The sequence below is a fragment of the Bacillus sp. 179-C3.3 HS genome (assembly GCF_047229225.1).
Taxonomy (GTDB): domain Bacteria; phylum Bacillota; class Bacilli; order Bacillales; family Bacillaceae; genus Bacillus.
Genome location: NZ_JBFEFT010000009.1, coordinates 40,954 through 59,112 on the forward strand (window position 1 = coordinate 40,954; position 18,159 = coordinate 59,112).

Here is an 18,159-nt window from a genome sequence, read left to right on the forward strand (position 1 = left end):
TGATGTTATCGGTTTCAGAACAATAACTTTGTGTAAAGGATTTGTTAAAATGTGTACAATTTATGAAATCGCCAAACGTTGCGGCGTGTCTACCACCACCGTTTCTCGGGTGCTGAACAATCATCCATATGTGTCGGAGGAAAAACGACAGCACATTTTACAGGTGATGAAGGAAATGGAGTATACCCCAAGCTCCGCAGCTCGAACCCTTCGATCACATCAGACAAAGACCATTGCTGTGTCTGTACCAGCTGTGGATCATCCTTTTTTTGCACAATTGATTAAAGGCATTTCAAAAGAGGCACTCGATCATGGCTATAAAACAATCGTACTCCAGACGTTTTACCAAGCGTCACTTGAGCTGGAAGGCCTTCAACTGTTAAAAAGAAAAGAAATAGATGGTGTCATCCTAGGAGCACTAGAAAATGAATGGAAAAAGATCAAGCCCTTCTTAACGAACGGTCCGATCGTGATGGCAAACGAATATCATCAGACGGCTGACATTCCGATTATTGGATACGATGAGAGAGAAGCGACTTATAAAGCAGTGGATTATGTCATCCAGTCGGGACGCCATTCCATTGGATTTTGCTTTGATACAGAAAGCAGTGAAGCACAGAAACAAAGAAGACAAGGTTATCTTGATGCGCTTTCTACTCACGGTTTGCCGCTAAAGGAAGAGTGGCTGTTTGGTCATGCCTTTACGATTGAAGACGGCTTCCGCATCATGAATGTGATCCACGAGATGTCAGAGGCTCCTGATGCCGTATTCACCGGCAACGATCAAGTTGCAGCTGGACTGATCAAACAAGCCATTGCATTAGGCTATCAAATCCCTCAAGATCTAGCGGTGATCGGCTATGACAATCAAGCCATTTGTGAAGTCACAGCGCCTACTATCACCACCATCGACATTCCGATCGTCGAGCTTGGCCAGCAGGCGGTACAGCAAATGATTCAGCTGCTTCAACAGAAAAAGCCATTGCAGCGTGAACAAATTCAACTACCTACTCAGCTCATCACAAGAGAATCTACATAAACAAAAAAGACTGAGATCCCTCTCTCAGTCTTTTCATTATGAATCTATACAAATTGGGCAAGAATGAATGTCCATATACATACGATGGCGAGCAAGATGAAGCTATACTTGACCGTCTTTTTGAAGAGCTCTGATTCTTTCCCTGTTTCTCCTACCGCTGCTGTAGCAATGGCAATCGATTGCGGAGAAATCAGCTTCGCCATGACACCACCGGTCGTATTCGCGCCGATTAACAAACTTGCCTGTGAACCGATTTGAGTCGCAGTAACTGCTTGAAGATTCCCAAATAGGGCATTGTTACTCACGACAGATCCCGTAATAAACACGCCGATCCACCCAAGGACTGGGCTCACAATTGGGAATAAATCGCCTGTTTTTGCAAGTGCAAGACCAATCGCAGAGCTAAGACCCGCAAAGTTTGCCAAGTTGGCAAAGCCCATCACAAAACAAATGGTGAGCACAGGCACCCACAGCTCTTTTACTGCTGCTTTTAAACAAGCGGCACCTTCTTTTAATACAATCTGTCTGCTAAACAATCCTGTCAACATCACCGCAACCAGAATGGCAGTACCTGTTGCACTGATGACATCCACTTTAAAGATGGCATCAATGGCGGTTTCTGTTTGGGTAATAGGTGGTAATTTCACAATTTGCTGATGCAAAAATGGCACCTTCACCAAAATCGTCGTCCAGTTGAGGGGTCCTCCCTCAGCGAATAAAGCTTTGAAAGCAGGAAGACTCCACACTGTAATAACAACAGTTAGGATATAAAATGGAGACCACGCTTTGATGATTTCAATACCTCGATACGTTTGTTTTTGTTCGATTACGGGTGCGCCTTTCTCACGATAAATGCGTTTTGGCTGCCATTTCCGAAGAAATAAAGCCAAAATGCCCATACTAGCTAAGGCTGAAATAATGTTGGCAAGCTCCGGACCCATGGTCACCATTGTCACAGCTTGCAAGATCGCATAACTTCCACTGACCATTAGCAAGGCTGGCAACGTTTCTTTGATTCCTTTAAAACCATCGATAATGAAAATGAGTAAAAATGGAATGCAGAATGAAATAAATGGAATCGTATAGACAAGTGCTTGAGACAAAGCAAGTGGTGTCATATTGCCCATCTGCGCCCCTGTAATGACTGGAATTCCTACAGCACCAAATGCGCCTGACGCTGCATTGGCAATTAAACAGAGCATCGCTGCTTTTAATGGTTTAAACCCAAGCTCTGTTAAGAGCGCGGCACTAATCGCAATCGGTACACCAAACCCCGCTGCTCCCTCTAAAAAAGCATTAAAACTAAAACCAATTAATAAGAGCTGAAGACGCTGATCTTGAGAAATGCCTGCAATACTAGAACGAATCACATCAAACTTCCCAGATTTCACAGCAATTTTATAGAGCCAGACCGCCATGATCACGATATACCCAATCGGCCAGAGCCCATTAGATATACCGAGTACCACAGCAGATAGTGCCTTTTCTATCGGCATATGAAAGAAGAAAACAGCGATAACAAAACTGACGATTAAGGTGATACAAGCGGCTATAACGCCTTTTAACTTAAATAGGGTTAATGCAAGTAGGAAAAATAGGATGGGAAGCAACGCCACAAATGCACTGACGAATTCATTCCCAAACGGATCATATATTTGTTGCCACATCGTGTTCATCTCTTTTCTACTGAAGTAGGTTGCCTAGATTGTTTAAAAGTGAGGAGCTAAAATTTCTTTTAATACGTGCACACTGTGTGCGAATTTCTCTTTTTCCGTATCGTTCAGCGCTAGCTCCATAATGTCTGTTGCACCATTTCGGTTGACCAGAGCAGGTACACCAATGTACACATCCTCAGCCCCGTACTCCCCATCTAATAACGTGCTGACTGTCAAAATACTGTTTTCATTGTGCAAGATGGCTTTTGTGATGCGGGCCAAACTCAAGGCTATGCCGTAATAGGTCGCCCCTTTTTTCTCAATAATTTGATAAGCGGCATGGCGTACATTTTCCATGATGTCATCTAAATCTTCTTGTTTATACTGATCGTTTCTTTTCATAAATTCTGTAATCGGCACACTTCCAATATTCGCATGGCTCCAAACAGCAAGTTCTGTATCACCGTGCTCCCCAATGATGTAAGCATGCACATTGTGCGCCGCTGTTTCAAAATACTCACTTAACATATATCTAAATCTTGCAGTATCAAGCGTTGTACCACTACCAATCACTCGTTCTTTTGGCAGACCACTGAACTTCCAAGTCGCATACGTCAAAATATCAACAGGGTTTGTTGCAACTAAGAAAATCCCATCGAATCCGCTTTTCATCACATTTTCTACAATGTCCTTAAACATATTTAAATTCTTCTCAACAAGGTCTAGTCTCGTTTCGCCTGGCTTTTGGTTCGCTCCAGCACAGATACATACAATATCCGCATCTTTACAATCCTCATAATCGCCATACCATGTATTTACAGGGTGCGTAGCAAAAGCTTTTCCGTGGTTAAAGTCCATCACGTCACCCATTGCTTTGTCTTGGTTAAGATCAATGATAACTAATTCATCTGTAATCGGTTGATTTATTAACGTAAAGGCATAACTACTGCCGACGAGACCTGCTCCAATAATGGCTACTTTGTTTACTTTTTTGTTTGTCATGTTTCCTCATCCTCCTGAGTAAAACTAGGTTGTTTTGTTTGTTTGTGAAATACTTCACATTCATATTGTGCAATACTTCACAAACTTTTTCAAGAGGTTTGTTAAAAAAATGATGTAACAAATTTGTGAACACTCTTTGAAACGGTTGCACAAAAAAACTGCCGAATCGAGTCGGGCAGTTCAAAGGTTGAAATAAAGAACTTATGTTGCTTTCATCACTTACTTGATTTCCATTAACTCCGCCGGTAATTCACGCCTCTCGACAAAGCAATTTATCATTTCAGTAAAAAGCTCTTTCCGTTCAAACGTAAACGTATGACCAATGTCTGGAACGATGACGCCAGATGCCTTCGGATGTGCATTTGCTATCTTTTTCGCCGATCGTTTCATAATGCCTTTCTCTTTTTCTCCCACTGTGACGAGTATACGTGCTTTCGCTTGCTGGAACGTGTGCGGGAGCTTGTAATGGAGATTTTCCCTGAACATCGTTTGCAAGGTTTCTTTCAACAAAGATTTAGAATCTACTGCATAGTGATGCACCGCATGGCTTGGAACCCCTAGTTTCTCTGCTTGAAGTTGAATAAACCAGTCCTTCTTTAAGAGAGGGTATGTAAGAGGTAAAATGGGTTTCACCATGACATACAGCCATGGAAGTGGCATCACAAGGGCACTGTTGATCACTGCCACATCTACTAAATCTGGCTCACTCGATAACAGTTCAACAGCAACCTGTGCCCCGAGGGAAAAGCCAATCAGAATGACTGTACGACCGTGTGCATGCTGTTTCATCCATGTGATGACCTCACGCGCATTTTCCTTCATTGAGAAAGGCTGTACATTTGCTCTTGTCCCGTGCCCAATTAAATCAGGGGTGTAGCAATCATACGTTTCCTTCAAGCTCTCGACCTGCTCTTGCCACATCCAACGACTCACCCCACCGCCATGTAAAAATACCATCACCGGCTTCTCATCCTTTGACAACAACTCGTCCACCATCCTTATATATAGAAAAAAGCAGCCGCTTTTTGAGCAGACTGCTTTTTCCATATGCTCCCTTCTATTATACGGGAGCCATCATATGATTGGCTATTTTTTCAAATCCTCAATTGAGTTGACATCCTTCATATAAGTTGGAACAACTAAACCAATTTTAACACCTTTCATACTTGTACCCACATCTTCATATTTGCCTTTAAATTTCTCTGCATATACTTTATGAGTTTGTGGGAGCCATGCTGCAAGTGAAGCATCTGCGCTTCCATCAGCAATTGCTGTCCACATTGGTCCAGCTTCAACCTGAGTTAACGTTACGTTATAACCTAAATCTTCTAACACCTTACCTACAACATGTGTACTAGCGATTTCACTATCCCAAGCAACGTAGACAAGTTTAATTTTTTCACCGTTCACCTTATCTACACCTTTAGTCCATTTACTCACTAAATCCTCATGTTTCTTTACAAAGTCCACTGCTGCATCCTTAGGTTTTTCTCCTTCTTGGATTGCAAGCATTACTTCACCCATATCATCTTCAGTCCAGTTAAACTGGCTAAGGACTTTATTTGCTTGCGGTTGATCCTTTTCAAAACCTTTTCTAGTAATTGTATGAATTTCTTCTGCTTCACCGTAAGTACCCTTAGGGTCTTTCAGATACTTCAAATCGTACTTAGAGAACATCCAATGAGGATTCCAACCTGTGATGACGATCGGCTCTTTTTTATCATAGGCTTTCTTTAAAGATGCTGTCATGGAAGAACTAGAACCTGAGATTACTGACCACTTAGATAAGTCGTAATCCTTTAGAACATTATCTGTTGCTTCCATAATACCTGCTCCTGGGTCAATTCCAGTTATCTTATACTTTACCTGTTCTCCGACTGTTGCATCTTTATCATTCGCTGCACTACCACAAGCAGCTAATCCCAAAGTCAAAACTGCGGCCGCACTAAGTCCTATAATTTTCTTAAACATTAAACGTCCTCCTTCGTTTTTTTGGTCCTTATATTTTGTGTAATTCGGTCAAGAACAATAGCCAAGATGACAATGGCAATTCCTGCCTCTACACCAGTCCCTGTTTTCAATTGAGTAACAGCTCGATAAACTTCTTCACCTAGTCCAGGCGCACCAACCATTGACGCAATAACAACCATAGACAAAGCTAACATAATACTTTGGTTAATCCCTGCTAAAATCGTCTTTGTAGCAAGTGGCAATTGCACTTTAATTAAACGTTGACTCGTTGTCGAACCGAATGCTTCAGTCGCTTCAATTAAAGTAGACGGAACTTGTTGAATACCTAGTATTGTCATTCTAATCGTTGGAGGCATCGCAAAAATAACAGAAGCGACAACTCCAGGTACTACCCCAATATTAAAGAAGAGAATAGCCGGTAACAGATAGACAAACGCAGGCATTGTCTGCATTAAGTCTAAAATAGGTGTAACAATTTGCCTAACCGTATTTTTCTGTGAAGCCCAAATGCCGATCGGAATACCGATCACAATCGAAATGATAACAGATGTTAAGACCAATGATAATGTCTGTAACATGGCATCCCAATAGCCAAGATAATCAATGATAAAGAAACCTACTAATGCAAAAATAGCAATTCCTTTTTTACTAATGAACCAAGTAAGACCAGCAAAAATGATGGTCAAAATGATTGGTGGAATAAATCCTAAGCCATCCGTAATCATTTGAACAAATGCGGCCAAACCATCGGCAATGCCATCAAATACTCCGCCAAAGGTCGCAGTTAACCAATCAATAAATTGATCAATCCACTCTGCTAAAGGAATTCTAGGAAGTGATGATAAAGATAGCATTTAGTTCACCTCCTGTTTGTGAATTAAATTAATGTATTGATCATTTCCTGCAAGCGCACCAATGAGTGCCCCTTTTACGACAATACCCTTCATACGGTCTTTATCGTCTACGACAGCAATTGGGATATTCGATTCTGATACAAGTTCGAAGAGATCCGTTAGCACCGTATCTTGGTGAATTGTTTTCATGTTTTTGTGGATTACATCTTTTAAAGCCAATTGATTTTCTGATGCTCTCTTTGCTTCTTCTGCAGAAATGACTCCTAACAGATGATTTTGTTTATCGACTGCATAAATAGAGGATATACCTAAGTTTTTCATTAAAGTTAAGGCAACTCTTGGCCCCTTATCAATTTGAACAGTCTCTGCTCTTTTCATAATATTACCAGCTGTCAACACTTTGGATAAGTCTACATCCTCAACAAAGCGTTCTACATATTCGTTTGAAGGACTCATTAATATCTCTTCTGGTGTACCAATTTGAACAATATTCCCGTCCTTCATTAATACAATGCGGTCACCGATTCTAAGTGCTTCATCTAAATCATGTGTAATAAAAACGATCGTTTTGCCAACTGAACTGTGAAGGTCTAACAATTCATCTTGCATGTCCTTTCTAATCAATGGATCGAGTGCACTAAATGCTTCATCCATTAATAAAATGTCAGGATCATTTGCAAGTGCACGTGCCAATCCAACACGTTGCTGCATACCACCACTCAATTGGTTTGGATACTGATCCTCGAACCCTTCAAGACCCACTAGTTTGAGTGACTCCATGGCTTTTTGCTTACGATCTTCTTTCTCAATCCCTTGCAATTCTAGACCATATTCTGTGTTCTCTAGGATGGTACGATGCGGGAACAAGGCGAAGTTTTGGAAAACCATGCTGATTTTTTTCCGTCTTACTTCACGCAATTGATCCTTTGACATATTTGTTATCATATCCCCATCAATATAAATTTCGCCGGAGGTTGGTTCGATTAACCTATTTAGCATCCGCACAAGTGTGGATTTTCCGCTCCCTGATAGCCCCATGATGACAAATATCTCGCCGTCATACACATCAAAATTTGCTCGATTGACACCAACTGTGGCGCCGGTCTCTTTCAGGATATCTCGTTTTGTTTTCCCTTGTTCAAGCATTTGAGATGCTTTTTTAGCATTTTTACCGAAAATTTTAGATACATTTTTTATCTTAATCTTGATCTTTCTCTCTTCAGAATTCATGTTTTCCCTCCAAATTAGCATCCTTATAACCGTAACATAAGCCTCATGATGCGAACAATCTTTAGAATTCGCTTATTTCCGTACAATATGTATGAATTTCAATTAGATGTCTGGTGATTAGAGATCATACGCCGTATTACTCTTAAATCCTGTTGAATGCTTCAAAACCTATTGATTTTACGGGGTATTTCCTCTCATGAGTCAATATTTTACTAGAAATCCGTCATCTTGTTCATAATAAGTTGAATGCTTGTGTCACCAGACTTCCTCGCCTATACGCGATTGAACCCCATGCATAAAATTTACCCGAAAAAGGTCACACAAAAACCTATTTCACTCAAATTTTAATAAAACTGTCTGCAACTTTGGTTACAGACAGTTCAATTGTTAGGACTCTAATGCAGCCCGTTTGATATTATCTTGAAGTTCAAGCATACGCTTTGTACCGTCTTCGCGTAGTCGCTTGTTTTCTTCTTCGATCTGCTTTGTCTCTTTCATCCCTTGGACAATCGTATTAAACGATGATTCAATCGTTTCAATATCGATGCTTGGTCGACCTGATAATTTGGCGATTTCCACACTTTGACTAGAGATGTTTTCAGCATTTCGTTTGAGCATTTCATTTGTTCTTCTGTCAAGCTCACTCATTGAATCAGCCACAAGCTTTTGTCTTTTCGCTGTGACCGCTTGAATGATTCCATTTTTGAAAATTGGAATGGTAATGATGAAGGCAGAGTTGATTTTCCCGATCAATTTCGTATTCCCACGCTGTAGCAAACGAATTTGAGGAGCTGTTTGAAGAGCTACCATCCGAGCCATATCAAGATCATATACACGCTCTTCGAGTGCTTGAATTCCATTACGAAGCGTGTCCAATTCCATTTGCGCCAACTGATTTCCACTTGCCGCTTTTTCTTCAAATGAAGGAACCACTGCTTTTAATTCTTCGATTTTCATTTGACCAGCCACGACATACTTTTCAAGCTCCATATAGTATTGAATGTTATGCTCATACATTTCTTCGAGCGTCACAGTCGACTTGGTCATTTCGTCTTTATATTTACTGATTTCTACATTAATCTTTTCAATTTCTGCACCTAGTGTCTGATATTTACTAAAGATCTTTTCGATCATACTGCCGCCGCGTTTAAAGATTTTGGATAGCAAACCACCCTTTGGCTCGTCAAAATCATTTTTATCAAAGCGGTCCATAATCTTCCCAAGCTGGGTCAGCATTGTGCCTGAGTCTGTGACGCTTGTTGAACGCATCATGGATAGAATACGATCAGAGAACTTGGAGATTTCAACAGCTGGCTGCTTTCCATATTCAAGGAGCTCTAATTGATTTTTGGCATCAATTTGTCTTGCAATGTTTTGGACTTCTGGTTCATTACGAAGCTGAACGCGAATGTCGTCTGCTTTCTCAATCGAGATTTCCTCTTTATCAATTGAAATGATGTCATTTCCGTTTGTATTTGTCATAAGTTTTGATCTCCTTATCGGTTTTTAATGGATTGAAATAACTTTCTGACGATGGACGGCTCTTTAAACTCTTGATTCATCACCATGTCATCGAGCCAATGTATATCAAATAATTGGTCATCTATATACCGCTCCATACACTGATAGCCTGCCGGATGATACACAAATAGGTCAACCCCTATTTCATTTAGAAAAATGAGCGCAGCCGCATCAGACCGAGTCAGCTCTCCGTTATATTCTGTATGGTATAGAATCACTTTCGGGACGGTTTGTGCATAATCAAATGTTTGAATGAGGGCCATCATATCCTGACCAATATGCAATATTTGTTTAAATAGATAAATTCGGACATCTAATTCCGTCTCATTTCCCTCTCGCAATAGCTTCCGGTGCTGACATATCCGAGAAATAGCCTCTGCGATGGCACGTTGCGTGCCTTCATATAAATGAGAAAACTGCCACACGTTGCTTTTCATTAATAAGTCAGGATCAATCTCTCCCGATGGAGAAAGCGCGTGCTGATAATGAAATTGATAATTGGAGGACACTTCTTTTGTGAAAGGAAAGTGGCGAATGGTCTTCGTTTCCTTCCCCTCCATTAACGTGTGGATACGATCCCAGTATTCTCGCTTATCTCTCGTGACACCCATCATTTTCGCAAAGAGATTCGGAATCTGAATTGAATCCCGATCTGCTTTAAAGTTAGGTCGGATAAAAGATGGTTCCTTCGCGATTAAAAACAGCTCGTCATACGTTGTCTTCAGCGTAATAGATTCTGGTGTATGATCCCTGAACTGCCACGGCTTATACAGCATAGAATCCTCTGTATGGAGCACTTCTTCCAGCTCTCTTGTTGATCGGTACGCCACGGTCGATTTCCTCTCAGGCCTTTCAGTAGGAAACGGCTCAAGCTTTGAAGTCCCAGGATACTGATCAATAAAAGTCAGCTTTTCTTCTGGATCTAATTCGCAAAACGGATCCTTGCCCTCTGGATGAAAGAACACAACATCACAGCCAATCAGCATGACATAGTAAAGAAAATAAAGCTGACTTTTATTCGCCTCTCCATACCAAATGACAGCCGGCATTCTTTCTTCAATATTGACTTCCTGAAGCCATTGCCCGAGGTGGTTGTTTGAAAATTTCACCACATCGAGTAAGACCCGGCGAAAGTCAGGGTGCTGAAACCCGCCCTCGTGTTGCGCTTGAAAATGCTCAAACACTCTAATGAGTGAAAGACGAATATGCCGGTTCATTGCGGGATTGGGATGGCGTACAATCAGCTGCTCGCCGTCTAAAAACGCCACAAACCGATTGACCGACAACCCCTTCTCTTCTTGATTAATTAAATGAATTCGCTGAAGCGCTTGAAAATGCTCTGGTTCAATATGGCGATTAAGTGTTTCACTTAAGACATGTATACCATCTGCTTCATACAATTCATGTAATTCGATAAAGTAATCGGTTGGATCATGAGGAGTGCCAAGGACTCGGGCGGCGAGAGACGACCATGACAATGTATGTTCATCCCTTACATAACCGTCTCGTTCAGGTAGCGGCTTTTTCAACAGGTTCTTCCAAGCTTCCTGATCCGCCCGTGTATGGGTGACATTGATTTCTTTATAGCTCATGTCGCTCCTTCCTTTCTCCTATATTTTCTTCATCTCTATTTCTATCATATCATTCAGCCTTCTACTTCTGCTATCGAATTGAAGGCTTTTTCCAGCTCATCATCTGCTCTTTTACACATGCCGTCATTTCATCAGCAGCCGCCATGCCAAACGCTGTCGTCGACTGTAAAAATGGCTCAAATGCTAGAACTTCTCCGTGCCTTGGCGCATAGCCTGCGTCTGCCTGACGAATGAGATCAGCATCTAACAAAGAATCACCTGCGCCACATATGTATTCAAGCTGCAACCTTTCCTTCAAAAATGCAACAGCTTCCCATTTATTGAGGGGCTGTGGAATAAAATAAAGCTTCCGTCCTTGAAGTGACACCTGCCAGCCTTTATCCTCTCCCCACGCCCTCAATTCACCGAGTGGGATTTGTGACACATATTCATCCTTCATAATCAAATAAAGGAACCTGCCCTCCGCCGTCCGAGTACGCTTCACCCAATTGGCAATCGGCAACTCGGAAATGGCCCTCAGCATCTCTTTGACTGGCATGCATTCTTTCAATCTCTCGTCTATCGTGGTCTGCCAATCTACAAGCGGTTTGCCGTGATGAAGGATACAGCCGCCATTTGTCGTCACCGCATACTCTGGCTTGAGTTCTTCTTGAAAATAGGTGATGCGTTCATATTGCGTGGTCGTTCTTGTCGTCACTGGTATGAACCACCCTTTTTGATGAATGGCCTGTAGTTCATTTTTCGTTTGAACAGATATGTAGGAAAGCGGACGTTCATCCAGCGTCTCAATTAATTCATATGCCCCATCATACGCATACTGTTCAAGCATGCGATGTGAGTAAATAAGTGTCCTGTCTAAATCACTCGCAAAGGCAATCCTCATGACGATTGCTCCATCGGGCGAATTAACCCGCAGCACGTATATGACATGTTGGCGTATTCAATAACTGGCACGCCTCTGTCCTCTGCCAAAAGTAAAATATGCTTCAATTGATCTTGAGACCCTGGCTGAATCAGTATTTTCCAAGGGACTCTTCTCAATAGCACACGAGTTGTCTCCCCAACACCTGGCTTAATCAAATGTGTGTTTTCAATCTGAAATTCCTGTCCGATCGCCTCAATCGACCTCATACCTCGCCAGTCAGCAGTGGTCTCTGCCTTTAGAATGTCTTCTGCTTGTTTCTTCACATGCGGTCCAAGATTTGAAAACGCCTTTTCTATCGTATCCACATACAGATTCGATACGTCCTCATCTAACAACTCTTCATAATATTTAGCCCCATGAAAATCATCGGCATTGATCCACTGGTTGTTTAATACAGTTCGACTCACAAGACCTGAAACAGTCGAATTCAAACACGCACTAGGGATGAGAAAGTCTTCCCTCGTCCCGTATACATCGGTACAATAACCAGGATCAGCAAGCACTGCAAGCTCACTTGATAGACGAATGCCATAGGCTTGTTCAAAATCAACGACTGCCTTTTGAAGTTCTTTGGAAATAGCTCCTTTTCCTGTCCATCCATCAATAAAAGCAATCTCATATCCTGGATGTTCCTTCAATATATAATGCAATGCATTCACATCAATTCCACGATCACGAATGATTGAGATGCTGTAATGAGGCAGTTCTAAACCATATGTCTTTCGGATATACCGTTTGATCAGAACCCCAATCGGCGTACCCGCACGTGCCAAGCTACACAGCACAGTATTGAAGCCTCGCTTTTTCACAATTTGTTCTGCTACGATCGCTACTGCTTCCGCAACCTTATGCTTACTTTCTTCAAGAGATTGATAGAATAAGGTCATATAAGATGCCGTCGGTTTATATTCAATGGGCAGCATTTCTGAATAATGTGCGCCACCTTGTATGGAACGCTCTCGTTCTTCAGTACTTTTCTCTATCTCAATTGCCGATAAGTCCTTGAGTAAGAACGTGACATCCTGTTCTGGATAGCTCCCCATCTTTGTCAACACGTTAGCCATTCACCTTCACCTCTTCTGATAAAGTCACAATATGCACATGCTTCACATTCCGCTCCGCAAATAGATGAAGGAGTGGAAGCAATGCCGTTTGAGAGACCTTTCTCTCGAAAAAGACAAACACATCGTCATATTTGTCTTTCGGGATGTTGTATACATAATGCTGAATACGCGCATCCTCTGGGTTTGAAAACGCAAAGCCATTCTGAACAGCATATCCATCCTTTTCAACCGGATGAATCGGGCTTCTCGTTGTCGAATGAAAAAGAACACCTTCTCCCATCTGTGCTGCAATCCTCATCGGCACATACATGAGCTCACCTGTTCCTAAACATAGCGTTTGTTTGCCTTTACGCTCTTTCTTCAGTGCGTGCCCAGCTAGGTCAACAGCCTTATCTATATCAGACGTATCTTCTCCGTTTAAACCAAATCGACCGGTTTCATGAATATATGGCGTACCACCCTCTGTATTCGTTACATGAGCAGATGAATACGAGACTTGTTGAAAGAATGATTGCAGGGAATGAAATGAGAGATTTGGCGTCTCCTCTCGGCTAGCAATCTCATACGAATAAGCTGGCTCGTCTAACGTTTTGCCACGGAAAGCCATGGTTCCCTTTAATAAAGATAAAGAGGTGATCTGAATACCAAGTTCCTCTTGTAGCTGAAGCATTGCTTCCACATGCTCCTCTGTGCGCCAATCTAAAATGGAGAGAATGGTATAAGATTTTCTTGGAAACTTCGCATGAAGATCCCGAATGATGTTGATATTCGTACGGCCTGTCGTGACTTCATCGTCTACCAACACAATTGGACGATCTGTCAGGAGAAGCTCTTTCTCCGCATAACAAAGTTGATCGGTTGCATGGGAATGCTCTTCTTCAAATACCAGTGTTGGATGCACATCCAGAAGCTCTTCACGTGTTGTATGAATGTAAGACGCCCCTTCCAGTACGTCATATACACCATGACCGAGTGCCGTCGCTGTTTCAGCAAAGCCAATCACGATCGGCTGTTTCAAAGCATGGATCTTTTCTCTTTTCAATACTTCGTACGCCTCGGTTAGGACGGAATGATCATCCGTTTTTAACGCCTCTACTATCAGGTTCTGATGGTTCGGCGTCTGACCTGTTTGCTCTTTGGCATAAGCCATTGCAAGCAGACCTGAAACAAGAAGCGGCTTCACTGGATGGACAGGAAGGTGTTTTCCAAGTACCTTACTAACAAATAAAAAGGCACGCTTTTTATTCACCCTTGCTGCCATCTCAAAAAGGTGCTCTTTTTCTAACTGAAGCGCTCCTTGCACAAGAACGAGATCAACCTCCATATGTTCCAAGATGTTCAGCGTATGCTGTTTCTGTTTCTGTAAGTATGTCGATGTAGCTCCTGTTTTCATGAAACACCCCGTAAATGTCCGACTTCATTAAAATACGCTCCGCCCATCTATAGTGCGGCTTCGTTTCGTTCATCTTGTTTGAGAATGCGCTCTTCATGACACCCACTGTGCCATCAGCATGTTCCATAATGCTTAACGCATCCAAATACTCTTCCTTTGTCACAACATACATGCTTTGAACTGGTTTCAGGTGCGTTGGGTGAATGACTGTTTTCCCATGAATGCCGTTTGCTACATCCAATCTTGTCTCCTCTAGCAAGCCTTGTAAACCATCAAATTCAGATGAAAAAGTCGCGCCACCTTTAGGCAGTGCGTGTATCATTGGCTTTTGTTCCTTCTGTACCGGTTCAAAATATTCCCATACTGCCCCAGAGACCACGAAAGAACGACCAAAATAATTCATGACATCTGTGATCAAATCGGCCAGCAATCTAATCTCATAGATGGTCGTCTCACGATCCCGACGAATTCCATACAACCCGCATAGATCTGTTGCCCCAATACGGATATTCAAAATGTGTTGCTCGTCATTCAGCATGATCTGCTTTAATTCAGCCAAAACAGAATATCTCGTTTCTTTTTCAATTAAGTCTGGCGTCTCAAGAATGGGCATCCCATATAATCTCGTTTTTGTTTGTTGTTCAGCCCATTTTAGGCTGTCCAAATAGTCTTTTGCATTATGAACAGAGCACTTCGGGAACACAAAACCCGTTAAAATATGTAAGGATGAGCCAAGCAATTCTGTCATTTTTAACAGTTGCTTCGGCGAACGAACGCGAATAAATAATAGCGGCAAGTGTTCAGCCATTTCAGAAGAGCGCACCAGTTTTTCCTGTAGGCTGGTCAACTGTGTGACTAAATTCTGTTCAGCCATTTCAACTTCTTGATCGCCGATCGCATCTTCCAAACAAAACACAACAGAGCAGAGCGCTTCATATTTCTGCGAAAACAACATATCCGCTACATCCTGTCTCGTCGCAGGCATATATAACGTTGCACCTAGTGCATGCGCCAGTACGTGTTTTGGCGTCATCGAATGAATGGCTACTGGCCGCTTCAAAAAAATATCGCGCTGCCTTGCCTCTGATAAAAAATGAAAATATCGCATGCAGTGCCTCCTTTCTGTTGTTCAGTAAATGTGAAACCAATGATTTGATGATTCAAAAAAGGATGGAGCCGACGTTCAACTCCATTCCTTTTTTAACATCCTATTCTTCTTTTGAAGCTGCTGCTTCGTTCGTTACTTCTTGATGTCTCTTCTTATTATTAATTTTATGAACAATAAATGTCCCAACAAATGCTAAGATGATAATCGCAAAGAATACGAGATGAGGGATTTCGATATGTGCAACACTTAATGCCATTTTCAAAGCAATAATCCCAATGAGAACAAACGCTGTCGTCTCAAGTTCTGGTACACGGTCAATGAGTTTAAGGAATAACTGTGCCACTGTCCGCATCATAAGAATACCAAGCATTCCGCCTAACAAGAGAACCCATACTTGTTCTGAAACAGCGAATGCAGCAAGAATACTATCAACAGAGAAAGCAAGGTCCATAATTTCAACAGAAATAACGGTCGCCCAGAAGACACCAAACACACGAACCATCCAGCTTTCTTTCTTCAATTCCTTCGCTTCGGCATCTCCATCTCCTAGCCAGAAGTGCTTCACTACAAGCCATGCTAAGTAAGCCGCTCCCAGGATTTTCACCCAAGCAAATTTGATTAATAGCATTCCTACGCCAATGAATATAAAACGGAAAAAATAAGCGCCGATTAGTCCGTAGGTTAATGCTCTCTTACGTTGCTTTTCCGGTAAATGCTTGACCATGACAGCTAGTACGAGTGCGTTATCAGCTGATAACAATCCTTCAAGCACAACAAGGGTTCCAATAAGTCCCCAAGAGACAGGGTCTGTTAATACCTCTGCCCACATATGCCAATCAAAAAAAGAGGCATACGTTTCCAACATATGGTTCAAAATGTCCAATTGCTTTTCCTCCTAAAAAGTGTAGAAGCATCAGCAGGCTCTCGCCTGCTGTCATACTTCATCGCTTCTGAATCGATTTTTACACTTCTAATCCATAATTTTGACAAAGTGCTGCAAGTCCACCAGAGAATCCGCTCCCGATCGCACTAAACTTCCAATCGCTTCCGTGACGATACAGTTCACATACGACCACAGCTGTTTCAATCGAGAAGTCTTCTCCTAAATCAAAGCGAATCAATTCTTCCCCGCTCTCTTCATTGACTACACGGACAAAAGCGTTAGAGACTTGTCCAAAATTCTGACTGCGTGCCTCTGCATCATGAATCGTCACTGTAATCCCAACTCGATCAATATTAGCAGGAATTTTTGAGAAATCAACGAGAATTTGTTCGTCATCCCCATCTCCCTCACCCGTCCGGTTATCACCTGTATGAGTGACACCACCGCTTGGATGTTGAAGGTTATTATAGAAAACAAAGTCTGTATCTTGTTGACAGCGATTGTTTGCATCCACTAAGAAGGCTGACGCATCCAAGTCAAATTCAGCGCCACCTGAATATTTATTCGTATCCCAGCCAAGTCCAATCATCGCTCTTGTCAAACCTGGATTGGTTTTCGTTAAATCCACTCGTTGTCCTTTTGAAAGCTGAATCGCCATATTCATCTCGCTCCTATCTTTGAAAATGTGAAAATCAAACGTTATCCAATATCTAAACCGAAGTCCGTCGCAATACGAGCTAGTCCACCTTGATAACCAGACCCGATGGCTGAGAATTTCCATTCACCGCCATGTCGGTATAATTCACCTGCAATAATCGCGGTTTCGATTGAAAAATCCTCTGCCAAATCATAACGGATCAGCTCTTCATTTGATGCTTCATTTAAAATACGCACATATGCGTTAGACACTTGTCCGAAATTTTGACTACGCGCTTCTGCATCATGGATCGTAATCACAAATGAAATCTTATCAATACTTGATGGCACAGAAGAAAGGTCTACATTGACCTGCTCGTCATCTCCGTCTCCAGCACCCGTCGTGTTATCACCTGTATGTACGACACTGCCGTTTCCACCCGTTGTTTGATTGTAAAAGATAAAGTCTGATGGAGAGTTTGCCTTTCCATTTGCATCTAAAAGAAAGACACTAGCATCTAAATCAAAATCATGTCCGCCATCATACTTATTTACATCCCAACCTAGACCTACAACTACTTTTGTTAAACCAGGATTCGTTTTCGTTAAATCGATTTTTTGACCTTTCGCTAAAGAAATTCCCACAAGAACCTCTCCCTTCAGATTAAATGTAGTTTCTCGTAATATCTGCTAACTTCGCATCTTGTGTCCCGTTTCCAACAGCAGCAAACTTCCAATCATTCTCGTGACGATAAATTTCACCAACGATCAATGAGGTACTACCCGCATACTCATCCTTCAAATTATATTTCACCAATTCTTGATTGTTTGAACGATCAACAATACGGATATATGCATTTTGAATCAAACCAAAGTGCTGGTTTCTTTTACGTGCATCATAAATATTCACGACAAACACCAACTTGTTCACATTGCCCGGTACCTTGTCTAAATTGACAAGGACTTGTTCGTCATCCCCGTCACCTTCACCTGTCAGGTTGTCTCCTGTATGCTCTACACTCCCGCATCTACTTTTTAGATTCCCAAAATAAATGAGATCTTTATTTTCGGTAAAACGGTCGTTTTTCAACATGAGAACGGAAGCGTCACAATCAATATCAGCGCCTCCACCACCAAACAATTTTCCTAAAAGACCGCCACCTTGTTGTGATACTGGGTCCCAGCCAAGTCCTACTAAAATATTCGATAACCCTTTATTTCCTTTTGTTAAATCAATACGTTGACCCTTTTCTAATGAAATCGCCAAAACAACCACTCCTCTAGCA

Annotated in this window: 17 protein-coding genes; 1 reads left to right on the plus strand and 16 read right to left on the minus strand. The window is 41.9% G+C overall.

The features are described 5' to 3' along the window. Nucleotides 1-49 precede the first annotated feature (49 nt). Nucleotides 50-1,039, plus strand: coding sequence for a LacI family DNA-binding transcriptional regulator (locus AB1K80_RS07905; protein WP_412856071.1), 990 nt, complete (start codon nt 50-52; stop codon nt 1,037-1,039). 44 nt (nt 1,040-1,083) lie between these two features. On the opposite strand, the gene AB1K80_RS07910 is transcribed toward AB1K80_RS07905, so the two are convergent. From AB1K80_RS07910 to AB1K80_RS07985, 16 genes are all read right to left on the minus strand, one after another. Further along, nucleotides 1,084-2,706 (minus strand): L-lactate permease, encoded by a 1,623-nt coding sequence (locus tag AB1K80_RS07910; RefSeq protein WP_412856072.1) that lies wholly within the window; start codon nt 2,704-2,706, stop codon nt 1,084-1,086. 42 nt (nt 2,707-2,748) lie between these two features. Continuing rightward, nucleotides 2,749-3,696, minus strand: a complete 948-nt coding sequence (locus AB1K80_RS07915) for an L-lactate dehydrogenase (RefSeq protein WP_412856073.1) — start codon at nt 3,694-3,696, stop codon at nt 2,749-2,751. Nucleotides 3,697-3,915: 219 nt separating this feature from the next. Continuing rightward, complete coding sequence (locus tag AB1K80_RS07920) at nt 3,916-4,677, minus strand: alpha/beta fold hydrolase (RefSeq protein ID WP_412856074.1); 762 nt, start codon at nt 4,675-4,677, stop codon at nt 3,916-3,918. Between the two features lie 105 nt (nt 4,678-4,782). Beyond that, complete coding sequence (locus AB1K80_RS07925; RefSeq protein ID WP_412856075.1) at nt 4,783-5,667, minus strand: glycine betaine ABC transporter substrate-binding protein; 885 nt, start codon at nt 5,665-5,667, stop codon at nt 4,783-4,785. Next, nucleotides 5,667-6,521, minus strand: coding sequence for a glycine/proline betaine ABC transporter permease subunit OpuAB (opuAB, locus tag AB1K80_RS07930; RefSeq protein ID WP_412856076.1), 855 nt, complete (start codon nt 6,519-6,521; stop codon nt 5,667-5,669). The genes AB1K80_RS07925 and opuAB overlap by 1 nt, the downstream gene beginning before the upstream one ends. Continuing rightward, complete coding sequence (gene opuAA, locus AB1K80_RS07935; RefSeq protein ID WP_412856077.1) at nt 6,522-7,751, minus strand: glycine/proline betaine ABC transporter ATP-binding protein OpuAA; 1,230 nt, start codon at nt 7,749-7,751, stop codon at nt 6,522-6,524. It abuts the gene before it with no gap. A 387-nt stretch (nt 7,752-8,138) separates the two neighbouring features. Next, entirely contained in the window at nt 8,139-9,233 is a 1,095-nt protein-coding gene (locus AB1K80_RS07940) for a toxic anion resistance protein (protein ID WP_412856078.1), read from the minus strand. Nucleotides 9,234-9,247: 14 nt separating this feature from the next. Further along, nucleotides 9,248-10,864 carry a YceG family protein gene (locus tag AB1K80_RS07945; protein WP_412856079.1) on the minus strand — a complete coding sequence of 539 codons (1,617 nt, stop codon included), beginning with the start codon at nt 10,862-10,864 and terminating at the stop codon, nt 9,248-9,250. A 70-nt stretch (nt 10,865-10,934) separates the two neighbouring features. Further along, a complete protein-coding gene (locus tag AB1K80_RS07950; RefSeq protein WP_412856080.1) occupies nt 10,935-11,747 on the minus strand; it encodes an HAD family hydrolase in 813 nt (270 codons plus the stop codon). Further along, nucleotides 11,744-12,853 (minus strand): cysteine protease StiP family protein, encoded by a 1,110-nt coding sequence (locus AB1K80_RS07955; RefSeq protein WP_412856081.1) that lies wholly within the window; start codon nt 12,851-12,853, stop codon nt 11,744-11,746. Before AB1K80_RS07955 ends, AB1K80_RS07950 begins: the two co-directional genes overlap by 4 nt. Then, nucleotides 12,846-14,177 carry a phosphoribosyltransferase family protein gene (locus tag AB1K80_RS07960; protein ID WP_412856136.1) on the minus strand — a complete coding sequence of 444 codons (1,332 nt, stop codon included), beginning with the start codon at nt 14,175-14,177 and terminating at the stop codon, nt 12,846-12,848. Before AB1K80_RS07960 ends, AB1K80_RS07955 begins: the two co-directional genes overlap by 8 nt. Beyond that, complete coding sequence (locus AB1K80_RS07965; RefSeq protein ID WP_412856082.1) at nt 14,167-15,354, minus strand: HpcH/HpaI aldolase/citrate lyase family protein; 1,188 nt, start codon at nt 15,352-15,354, stop codon at nt 14,167-14,169. The genes AB1K80_RS07960 and AB1K80_RS07965 overlap by 11 nt, the downstream gene beginning before the upstream one ends. Nucleotides 15,355-15,454: 100 nt before the next feature. Then, complete coding sequence (locus tag AB1K80_RS07970; protein WP_412856083.1) at nt 15,455-16,237, minus strand: TerC family protein; 783 nt, start codon at nt 16,235-16,237, stop codon at nt 15,455-15,457. A gap of 79 nt (nt 16,238-16,316) precedes the next feature. Continuing rightward, complete coding sequence (locus tag AB1K80_RS07975; RefSeq protein WP_412856084.1) at nt 16,317-16,895, minus strand: TerD family protein; 579 nt, start codon at nt 16,893-16,895, stop codon at nt 16,317-16,319. A gap of 41 nt (nt 16,896-16,936) precedes the next feature. Further along, nucleotides 16,937-17,518, minus strand: coding sequence for a TerD family protein (locus tag AB1K80_RS07980; protein ID WP_412856085.1), 582 nt, complete (start codon nt 17,516-17,518; stop codon nt 16,937-16,939). 19 nt (nt 17,519-17,537) lie between these two features. Then, the gene (locus AB1K80_RS07985) at nt 17,538-18,140 is read right to left on the minus strand and encodes a TerD family protein (RefSeq protein WP_412856086.1); all 603 of its coding nucleotides are present in this window, start codon (nt 18,138-18,140) and stop codon (nt 17,538-17,540) included. Between the last annotated feature and the right edge of the window lie 19 nt (nt 18,141-18,159).